The 8,944-nt window shown below is 59.9% G+C and carries 8 protein-coding genes; 4 read left to right on the top strand and 4 right to left on the bottom strand.

Annotated elements, in window-relative coordinates; translation table 11 throughout:
- Positions 1–709 precede the first annotated feature (709 nt).
- A complete protein-coding gene (locus LAP85_28840) occupies positions 710–1,714 on the top strand; it encodes a VWA domain-containing protein (GenBank protein ID MBZ5500421.1) in 1,005 nt (334 codons plus the stop codon).
- On the opposite strand, the gene LAP85_28835 is transcribed toward LAP85_28840, so the two are convergent.
- Both LAP85_28835 and LAP85_28830 read right to left on the bottom strand, forming a co-directional pair.
- Positions 1,711–2,037, bottom strand: a complete 327-nt coding sequence (locus tag LAP85_28835) for a hypothetical protein (GenBank protein ID MBZ5500420.1) — start codon at positions 2,035–2,037, stop codon at positions 1,711–1,713. The two genes, LAP85_28840 and LAP85_28835, sit on opposite strands and share 4 nt — an antisense overlap.
- Before the next feature lie 17 nt (positions 2,038–2,054).
- Positions 2,055–2,369 carry a hypothetical protein gene (locus LAP85_28830; protein ID MBZ5500419.1) on the bottom strand — a complete coding sequence of 105 codons (315 nt, stop codon included), beginning with the start codon at positions 2,367–2,369 and terminating at the stop codon, positions 2,055–2,057.
- A 695-nt stretch (positions 2,370–3,064) separates the two neighbouring features.
- On the opposite strand from LAP85_28830, the gene LAP85_28825 reads away from it, so the two are divergent.
- Positions 3,065–4,420: a Xaa-Pro peptidase family protein gene (locus LAP85_28825; protein ID MBZ5500418.1), complete on the top strand. Its 1,356-nt coding sequence runs from the start codon at positions 3,065–3,067 to the stop codon at positions 4,418–4,420.
- A 72-nt stretch (positions 4,421–4,492) separates the two neighbouring features.
- On the opposite strand, the gene LAP85_28820 is transcribed toward LAP85_28825, so the two are convergent.
- Both LAP85_28820 and LAP85_28815 read right to left on the bottom strand, forming a co-directional pair.
- Entirely contained in the window at positions 4,493–4,654 is a 162-nt protein-coding gene (locus tag LAP85_28820) for a transposase (GenBank protein ID MBZ5500417.1), read from the bottom strand.
- Positions 4,617–6,932, bottom strand: a complete 2,316-nt coding sequence (locus LAP85_28815) for a S9 family peptidase (protein ID MBZ5500416.1) — start codon at positions 6,930–6,932, stop codon at positions 4,617–4,619. Before LAP85_28815 ends, LAP85_28820 begins: the two co-directional genes overlap by 38 nt.
- A gap of 285 nt (positions 6,933–7,217) precedes the next feature.
- On the opposite strand from LAP85_28815, the gene LAP85_28810 reads away from it, so the two are divergent.
- Together LAP85_28810 and LAP85_28805 are read left to right on the top strand one after the other, a co-directional pair.
- Positions 7,218–8,516, top strand: a complete 1,299-nt coding sequence (locus tag LAP85_28810; GenBank protein MBZ5500415.1) for a pyridoxal phosphate-dependent aminotransferase — start codon at positions 7,218–7,220, stop codon at positions 8,514–8,516.
- A gap of 61 nt (positions 8,517–8,577) precedes the next feature.
- Positions 8,578–8,944 (top strand): hypothetical protein (locus LAP85_28805; GenBank protein ID MBZ5500414.1); only part of this gene is annotated, 367 nt, incomplete at its 3' end.

The following is an 8,944-nucleotide window of genomic DNA, read 5'->3' as shown; positions in this document are numbered from 1 at the left end:
AACTCACAGTCCACACCGCGAGTGACGCAAAATTACATTCTGCAATCTGACATGTTCGACTGACTGGCGGATCGCTGCATAAGGCAGCTCCAGGGCGACAATATGCCTTCAAACCGCAATTCTCGGACGGACTCCTAGGAATAATCTGTTATCTATCAGTGATTTGTTTCGGAACGCCGGTGTATCTTTAAGAGGAATTATTCAGGAAATTGAATATTCGTGATACAATTAGGAGAATGTATTCAAATTATACAAGTGTATCCGTGCATCATTCCGCGTATATATGAGGCGTGAAATATATTCATGAGCTATATGTCGAGGGAATATCCGGTCTATATATAGGGGAAAACCCTATGCATCTCCTGGCGTTTTCCCCAGTATAGTAATATATTTTACTCTCAATATCAATATATCTATCACGGTCGACTTTACTGAGTCTTGTTGCCAATGGGGCATATGCATTCCGCTCTGCAGCACTCGAATAACCGAGCAGGAATGCAGCGGCGGTCCGGAGGGAGCAGATGCGATCGTCCATGCGCCGCGGGAGTTTCTCAGGGGCGATCGGGATCTTTCGGGAGATCGAGCCGGTGCTCAGGAGCTGCCGGCGAGTGGATTCCCGGCAGAGGCGCGTGCCTCTTCTGCCGGAGTTGAGCACGGGAGGGCCGGCTTTTTTGCGTCCCGGTGGGAAAACGGTTAAACTAAGCATGTTATGAGTGCCGGTAATGACGTGAAAATGCTTACCATGAAGGCGACGCGTGGCTTGCCCTGGCTCTTGTGCGGGCTCTGGATGCTCAGCCTCAACGGATTGCCGCGCCAGCAGACGGAGCGAATCCGCGTTCAGACGACGCTGGTCAACGTGCCGGTGATGGTGAGCGACCGCTTGGGTGCAACGGTGTCGGGGCTGGGAGCGGACGACTTTGTTTTATACGACGATGGAATCCGTCAGCCGCTCGCCTTTTTCGTGGCCGCGGCGGCGCCGATCCAGATGGCGCTGGTGATCGACACCAGCAAGAGCACAACGACTGTGCTGGACGGTATTCGCAAAGCGGCTGTCGGTTTCGTTGCGCAGCTGCGGCCGGAAGACCAGGCGATGGTTGTCAGCTTTGATTCCGAGGTGCACATATTATGCCGCCTGGGCGCGGACGAGGTGGAGCTGCGGCGTGCAGTTCGCAGCGCTGAAGTGGGTGAATATGTGGGCACCAAAATGTGCGATGCCGTCGCGCTGGTTGCAAACAAATATCTGCGCGGCAGCCAGGGCCGTAAGGCGATCGTCCTGCTTACGGACGGTCAGGATTACGGCAGTGACATTGCGCAGGACGACATGATCCGTGCGGTGCTCGACGCGGGCGTGGTGGTCTATCCCGTGTTTTACGCCGTAAGCAGGCGTGAGCTGGTAAAGAAGCTTTTCGGAGTCACGTTGCCCAAGGGGCCGGCCGGGGGGGCGGGATGGGAGGAGGACGAAAGAGCGGCTGCGGCGCTGCTGCGTCGCACTGCCGAAGAATCCGGCGGAGTCTTTTATCGCAGCGAGTCGGCCGATTTCAGGAGGACCTTCGCAAAGGTGGCGGAGGAATTGCGCCACCAATATCTTCTCGCCTTTTATCCCGATCCGTCGCGCGCCGACGATGCGCCCCACACGCTCACGGTCGCCGTATCACTTCCCGATCTGGTGGTGCGGGCTCGCCGCAGCTATCGGGTCGCATCGGGGATCCGCTAGCCAGGATATGTCCGGGCACTCGCAGTTTCCTCTGTATTGATGGCATCTTTGGCTGTCACGTGCGCACTTCCTCCCTTCAACAATTCGATCAGGCTCTCACGCAACCGGGCGTCGTCCATAAACCAGCCCCACGGTTCTGCATTTCGATCGACGGGTTCATCCTGCAACAAGTGCAACCGGCGTAGTGCTCGTGAGCCGCAGGCAAGAGGATGCCCCGACGATGCGCCGGGGAAGAGAAAAAACATCGGCTGATGAAACGACACGGAAGAGCCGGTGGCGGCTGAAATAGAGGAGGAGAAGTTGGCGGGGATGCCGGGCGGCATCCCCGCTCGACTGGTCGTTATTTCCCTGCCTTGGTGATGCTCTCGACCGCAATAGACTTTCCGTCCTTGCTGGCTGTGCCCTTGAGGACCACCTTCTCGCCGGCGAATTTCTTGGCCTCGTCCTGTTTGTCCAGGGTATAAAGCTTGCCACCCGACAAATATACCGCCGCTTCGCCGTTCTTAATGCACGTCTTGGCGCAATCGGCGTGGGCAGCACTATCGCCTTTGAGTCCGCATTTGGCATCTGAGATATAGCCCGTCCACTGCGCGGCGTAAAGGGCCATTGCCGACATCACAAACACAATCAAAAACAATCCTACGGTTTTCTTCATCGCTGCGATACCTCCGCTTCTCAATTTGCGATCACGCAACCATGGAATTCTACCAGCCACAGCACGAGTGTTCCAGAGGCTGCCCTATTCTGTCTGCTTTAGCATTTTCGAAGCGATTGTTCATGCGCCGGGGCGCACCCTGTGACCCATGAAAAACTCATGTTATCCGGTTGGTAAACGTCGGTATCGGGATCGCCATCGAGGTCGCTATCGGCTTTTGTCGGCTAAGAGTTCCGATTGCGATGGCGATTGCGATCCCGATACCGATTTGTCTATTTTCGAAGCAGTAAGAACAACCATCAGGAGAAAGAGTGTATCCCTTGGTTGGAAATGGAGGAGAGCGTACCCTGTCATCAACACGTTGACAAAGCGTGGGCGGAAATGGATGCTGTTACCCGGCTTCGGTCTGGCTATAGGTTTGCCGCGTGCGATGGACCTCGCGCGCCGTATGAAGAATCCGGATCTGGTCTCCGGCGTCGGGCCGCACGATCCATCGGCTTCTGTGGCCGTCCCTTTTTGCTTTCGCTGGCTGCCATCATCGCAGCCTGGGATTCAGCGCGCCGCGCGACCGCCGGTTCGCATCCGGCGCATTCCGGCGGGCTCGGCCCGCAAGCGGGGTCAACCCGGTGAGCGGTGACGACCGCCCACGCCGACCCGCGGGTAATCGAATTCCCTGGTTTACTGAGGAGGTTGACATGAAGAGTCGGATGGCGATCGGTATAGTTTTTTCCCTGGTGTTTGCCGGCAGCTTGACCTCGTTCGCGGGCGGGCCGCTTCTGTTCGACAAGACGGAGTACGCTGCCCGTCGGGCCAGGTTGATGGAGAAGATCCCCGATGGGGTGGCGATACTGCTCGGCGCGACGCCCGCCACCGGCTACGGTGAATTCGTCCAGAATAACGACATGATGTACTTCTCGGGAGTGGAGATACCCAACGCAGCACTCATCATCGACGGGCGGTCGAAGACGAGCACGCTCTTCTTCACCATCACCGACGGCGGCGCCCGCAACGAGGGGATCAGCCTGGACCTCGTCCACAACGCCGCGGCCGTCACCGGCATCGAGCGCGTGTCCCCCATCGACCAGTTCACGCCGGTCCTGTCCCGAGTGGCCTCTTCCGGCGCGGTCCTCTACACCTCGTTCAAGCCGGAGGAACTGGCCCGCGAATGCTCGGCCGAAAAATTCGGCATCGTGCAGAACGCCATGACCCTCAGCCTATGGGACGGCCGCCTCACGCGTGAACTGCAGTTCGTCATGAACCTGCGTGAGAAATTCCCCCAGGCTGTGGTAAAGGATGCCGCGCCCTTCATCTGGGAGTTGCGCTCGATCAAGTCGGCAGCCGAAATCGACCAGCTGCGCAAAGTCGGCCGCCTCGGCGTGGAGGCCCACAAGGCGATGATGCGGGCCACGCGGGTCGGGGCTCCGGAATTCGAGATGTCGGCCGCCTTCGAGTACGCCGCCAAGAAGGCCGGCGCGCGCGATCTCGCCTATAACGTCATCATCAGTTCGGCCGAGAACCACCCGTATCTCCACTACTATCGCCATGATCGCATCCTCAAGAGCGGCGACTTCATCGTCGTCGATGCCGGACCAACCCTCGACTACTACGTCACTGACATTTCCGCCTCCTACCCGGCCGACGGGAAGTTCACGCCGCGCCAGCGCGAGATCTACGAGGCCGCGCTGGCGATCCAGGAAGCCTGCAAGCAGGTCTACCGGCCCGGCATCGAGTCCAGGGACGTCCAGCCCCTTGTCCTCGAGATCCTGAAGAAGAAGGGCTTTGACATTGGGAAGGACCTGTTCAAGATCCGGACGATGCAGACGGGCATCAGCCACAATGTCGGCATGGCGGTCCACGATGTCAGCGCCGGGCCGCGCGGTGCGCTCCGGCCGGGGATGGTGTTCGCCTGCGATATCTATGCCGTCTTCCCCGGGGAGGATCTGGGCGTGCGGGTCGAGGATACGATCGTCATAACCGAGACAGGCTGCGAGAACCTTACGCCGGGCGTGCCCCGGACAGTCGCCGAGATTGAAGCATTTATGAAGAAATAGCCGTCGAAGTCTCTCGCTGCAGTGCGGATGGACGATCCGCCTTCAACATAAGCTTGGTTTTTCAGACTGTTACTATGTCCCGGGATCAAAGCGGCGCGGGGGCACGGGCGCGGCGAGCTTTTCAATCAGCTCGCGGAGCTCGAAAATCATACGGGTGGTTCCGTTGTGCCGGCGGCGCTTGAGGCGAGACAGCAGCCTACCGTCGGGCAGCAGGGACAGCCGCTCGGTGGCCATTGGAGGGCGGCTTTGCCTCGAGCGCCTGCCATGCCGGGGGATTCACCCCAAGCAGGTGGCGCACAAAAAAGTCGAAGCGCTTGTGCTCACCGTACGGCCCGGTCTCGCCGGAGCGCCCCGCGCCGTGCTCGCCGCCGGGAACCACAAGCAGGTCGAAATCCTTGTTGTGCTTGATCAGCTGGTTGACAACCTGCATGGTCGAAGACGGGTCCACGTTGGTGTCCAATTCGCCAACCACGAGCAAAAGCTTGCCCTGTAGCCGATACGCGTTGTCGACGTTGGACGACGCCGAGTACTGTGGACCGATAGGCCAGCCCATCCACTGCTCATTCCACCAGATCTTGTCCATGCGATTGTCGTGGCAGCCGGCGTACGAGACTGCCACTTTGTAGAATTCGGGATGAAACAGCAGACCGCCCAGCGCGTTCTGGCCACCCGCCGAGCCGCCATAGATGCCTACGCGGGTGATGTCATAGTACGGGTACTTCGCTGCCACCGCTTTGTGCCAGAGGATTCGATCCGGGAAACCGGCATCGCCGATGTTCTTCCAGGCCACATCGTGAAATGCCTTCGAGCGGTTGGATGTGCCCATGCCGTCGATCTGGACAACGATGAAGCCGATGTCGGCCTGCGCCTGCATCGCGTTGAAGGCTTGAAACGACTTCGGCACAAACGAGGAGTGCGGCCCGGCGTAGATGCTCTCGATGACCGGGTACTTCCTGGACGGGTCGAAGTTCGTCGGCCGGAAGATCACCCCCCAGATGTCGGTCTTGCCGTCGCGGCCGGGCGCGACGAACGATTCCGGAGCTTTCCAACCCGCCTTGGTGAGCGCGCTGAGGTCTCCGCGCTCCACATCCAGGAGTTTCCTGCCGTCGGACACCTGCCGGAGTTCCATGACCGGCGCCAGCTCCACGCGCGAGTATGTGTCTACGTAATACTTCATATCCGGAGAAAAACTGGCGACATGATTGGCGTCCGCTTCGGTCAAGGCGGTCAGCCCCGTGCCGTCGAAGTTGATGCGGTAGTAGTGTACGAAGTAGGGGTCCTTGCCCGGGTACATTCCGCTCGCGCTGAACCAGAGCTGGCGTGATTCTTCGCCGGTCTTGACGACGCTGCGGACCACCCAAGGGCCTTTCGTGATTTGGGTGGCGCTGCCGGAAGCGCCGTTATAGAGATAGAGGTGATTCCAGCCGTCGCGCTCCGACATCCAGATGACCTCTTTCCCATCCTGAACATCATAACGATATTTCTTGCTCGAATAGCAGAAGAACGTCTTCGGCTGTTCGGTGATGACCGCTCGAGCCTTGCCGCTGGCGGCGTCGATCTCAATGATGCGAAACAACTCGTGCCCGCGTTGATTGTACTCGAACGTCACCGCCGAGCTGTCCTTGCGCCAGACCAGGGGCGACATGTCGTATGCATTGGGGAACAGCGACCGGTCGACGACGCGCTGCTGCCGGGTCTCGATGTGGAAGATTGCCGGTTGCTCCACATCGAGCACATCGCCCGGCTTGGCGTACACGAGCGTCGAGTGCTTTGGCTGCAGCTGGTCCTCCGGCGACGACGCGACGTAGTGCACCTCGCGCCGGTAGCCGGGGGTTACGCGGTAAGCCGCGAGTTTCCTGGAGTCCGGCGCCCACTGGATCGACCGCAGGTCGTAGTAACTGCCTTCGGAACCGTCGTAGCTGAGAATCGTGAGCGACTGCGAGCCCACGGCCCGGATGGCAACATTGTAGTTCTGAATCAGCGCTTCCCATTTGCCGTCGGGTGAGAGCCTGCGGGGTTCCTGGGACTGCGCGCCACCGGCGCCGCCGCCTCGTCCGCCACGGCCGCCGCCCGTCCCGATCTCGGGGCGCCGGCAGACGTAGTCGGCCAGCGTGCAGCGCCACTGCGCGCCGTCGATGGCCATTTGAATCGCCCGCTGGTTGTCGACAAAGCTGAACGTGCTGAACGGCAACGTGAGGCCGGTATAAGTGCGGTTCGTCTCCCTGGACAATGCTGCAGCCAACTTCTCATGGTCGAACGCCGGCTGTTTCTGCAGGCTGGCCGCATCGACCACGACAAATTCGCTCCCGCCCGCGACCGACTTCCTGTACCAGAAGCGGCTGGAGTTGTCGATCCAGGTGGCGGGACCGGCTACGTTGATGGCGAGGGCTTCATACCTGGCACGGAGCCCGTTAGCGCGCTGATAATCGGCCACGGCACCTTGGCCGAAGGCAACCGCAGGAATCGCCAGTGCGACAACTGCGAGATGCGTGACGAAGAGACGAAGTTTCATTTCAGAACCCCCTGGTTATGGCGGATGTCGAACAGCCCCCGAGATCCCAAAATCGAGCTGGTTCGGTGTCGGGTGCACATCTGCGCCTTGCCGTGTTCCACGAGCACCCTAGGCACCTGAATGCGGCATCACCCAAAAGCTATTCAACCCAACCGATGTGCGGTAACTCGGGGAAGCGCATGGATTGGGCGGCAACTATGCGGCCACAAGATTAATCAGTGGATGAGGTAAACGCAAGTCGGAACAGAGCTGATACAATCTATCCTCCAGAGGAGGGGGACATTCATGGCTGAAAGTCTGGGTCCATTTCGCGACGTGCCCTATATGGGAGTTATCTTCGTGGTGGCCGAAGCGGCGAAGCTCGGGTACTACGGGGAACATCCCGATTGGTGCAACCTGGGTCAGGGCATGCCGGAGGTCGGCCCGTTGCCGGGAGCTCCGGACCGAGTTGCTAACATTACCATCGCCCCGGAGGATCATGCCTATGGGCCCGTGGCCGGCCTGACGGAGCTGCGCGAGGCCGTTGCTGCCCTCTATAACCGGCAATTCCGCCGCGGCATGAAATCGCAATACACCGCCGGCAATGTGGCCATCACGGCAGGCGGACGCCTCGCCCTGACCCGGGTGGTCTGGGCGCTGGGGGAAATCAGGATCGGCTATTTCACCCCTGACTACACCGCTTACGAAGATCTGCTCGGCGGCATTCCCCGAGTTACCCCGATCCACATACCCTTGCAGATCGAGGATGGATTTGCGATCTCCTCCGAAAGGCTCAAAAGCAACATTCTGCGGCACGGCCTTCAATGCCTCTTGATTTCCAATCCCTGCAATCCCACGGGACGCGTAATTCGGGATGACGAACTGGAAAGCTGGATCCTGCTCGCCCGGCGCCATCGAACCGCACTTGTGCTGGATGAGTTCTACTCGCATTTCGTCTGGAACGGATCCGCTCCCGTGAGTGCAGCAGCCTGTGTCGAGGATGTGGAAAGAGATCCGGTGATGGTGATCGATGGACTCACCAAGAATTATCGTTACCCGGGATGGCGCATCGGCTGGACTCTGGGGCCTTCCGATTGGATTGAGATCCTGACCCGTTCCGGCAGCGCGATTGACGGAGGGGCGCCGCGGTGGCTCCAACGGGTCTCCGTACCCCTTGTGGAGCCCGACCACGCCAGTCGGGAGACGGAGGCGATGCGGGCCGCCTTCAAACCAAAACGCGACTTGATGCTCCGACGCCTCAAAGAAATCGGGGTGCTTTTCCCGCGCGATCCCGAGGGAACGTTCTACTGCTGGGGCTCGGTCGAAAAGCTGCCGCCCCCATTGAATCATGGATTCCGGTTTTTTCGCGAGGCTCTGAAAGAGCGCGTGATCACGGTCCCGGGAGAGTTCTTTGATGTCAATCCGGGAAAGCAAAGAATGGACCCGCCGAGGCTCGGGTCCTACGTAAGATTCAGTTTCGGGGCGCCGATGCCGGTTGTCCGGAGAGGGATGGAACGCCTCCTGAACATGGTGTCCCGCGCGGGATTACATCCGGGGACGCCCAAGGAGACGTCCCCGGATGGGAAAGCAGGCCATTCCCTTTGAGATCCGTCGATTTCAAGGCCGCCGGGGTAGGCAATGTACTGTAAGCGAATCGTTCGCAAGCATGCTGGCAACAGGGGGCGATCCCATAGGCCGGCGGATCACCGAACCAAGCAGCCGGAAGGGCCAGCCAAACCGCGTGTTTCAGGTCATAGGCGCCGTGCCGGCTGTAATCACAGACGTGGAAACGCTCAACCCGCTTGTGATGTATCTGCCAATGGCTCAGAACCCCGCCGGAGCCAGCCGAACCATCGTGCTGCACGCGGCCGGAGACCCGCGCGTCGCAATTCGCGAGGTAATGAGCGCGATCAAACAGCTCGACATGGCGGTAGCGCCACGGCCGATGCTCACGATCGATGAGCGGCTGGGGCAGCAGATGCGTCCACAGCAGTTTGGCGTGTTCGTGCTGGGCGCCCTCGGCACAATCGCAG

Source organism: Terriglobia bacterium (assembly GCA_020072565.1).
Taxonomy (GTDB): Bacteria; Acidobacteriota; UBA6911; order UBA6911; family UBA6911; genus JAFNAG01.
This window is presented reverse-complemented; position numbering and strand designations above follow the sequence as displayed.

Excerpts from the sequence above, each read along its gene's own strand:
- LAP85_28840 (MBZ5500421.1), top strand. The coding sequence starts at position 710 with ATGAGTGCCGGTAATGACGTGAAAATGCTTACCATGAAGGCGACGCGT.
- LAP85_28835 (MBZ5500420.1), bottom strand. The coding sequence starts at position 2,037 with ATGCCGCCCGGCATCCCCGCCAACTTCTCCTCCTCTATTTCAGCCGCC.
- LAP85_28830 (MBZ5500419.1), bottom strand. The coding sequence starts at position 2,369 with ATGAAGAAAACCGTAGGATTGTTTTTGATTGTGTTTGTGATGTCGGCA.
- LAP85_28825 (MBZ5500418.1), top strand. The coding sequence starts at position 3,065 with ATGAAGAGTCGGATGGCGATCGGTATAGTTTTTTCCCTGGTGTTTGCC.
- LAP85_28820 (MBZ5500417.1), bottom strand. The coding sequence starts at position 4,654 with ATGGCCACCGAGCGGCTGTCCCTGCTGCCCGACGGTAGGCTGCTGTCT.
- LAP85_28815 (MBZ5500416.1), bottom strand. The coding sequence starts at position 6,932 with ATGAAACTTCGTCTCTTCGTCACGCATCTCGCAGTTGTCGCACTGGCG.
- LAP85_28810 (MBZ5500415.1), top strand. The coding sequence starts at position 7,218 with ATGGCTGAAAGTCTGGGTCCATTTCGCGACGTGCCCTATATGGGAGTT.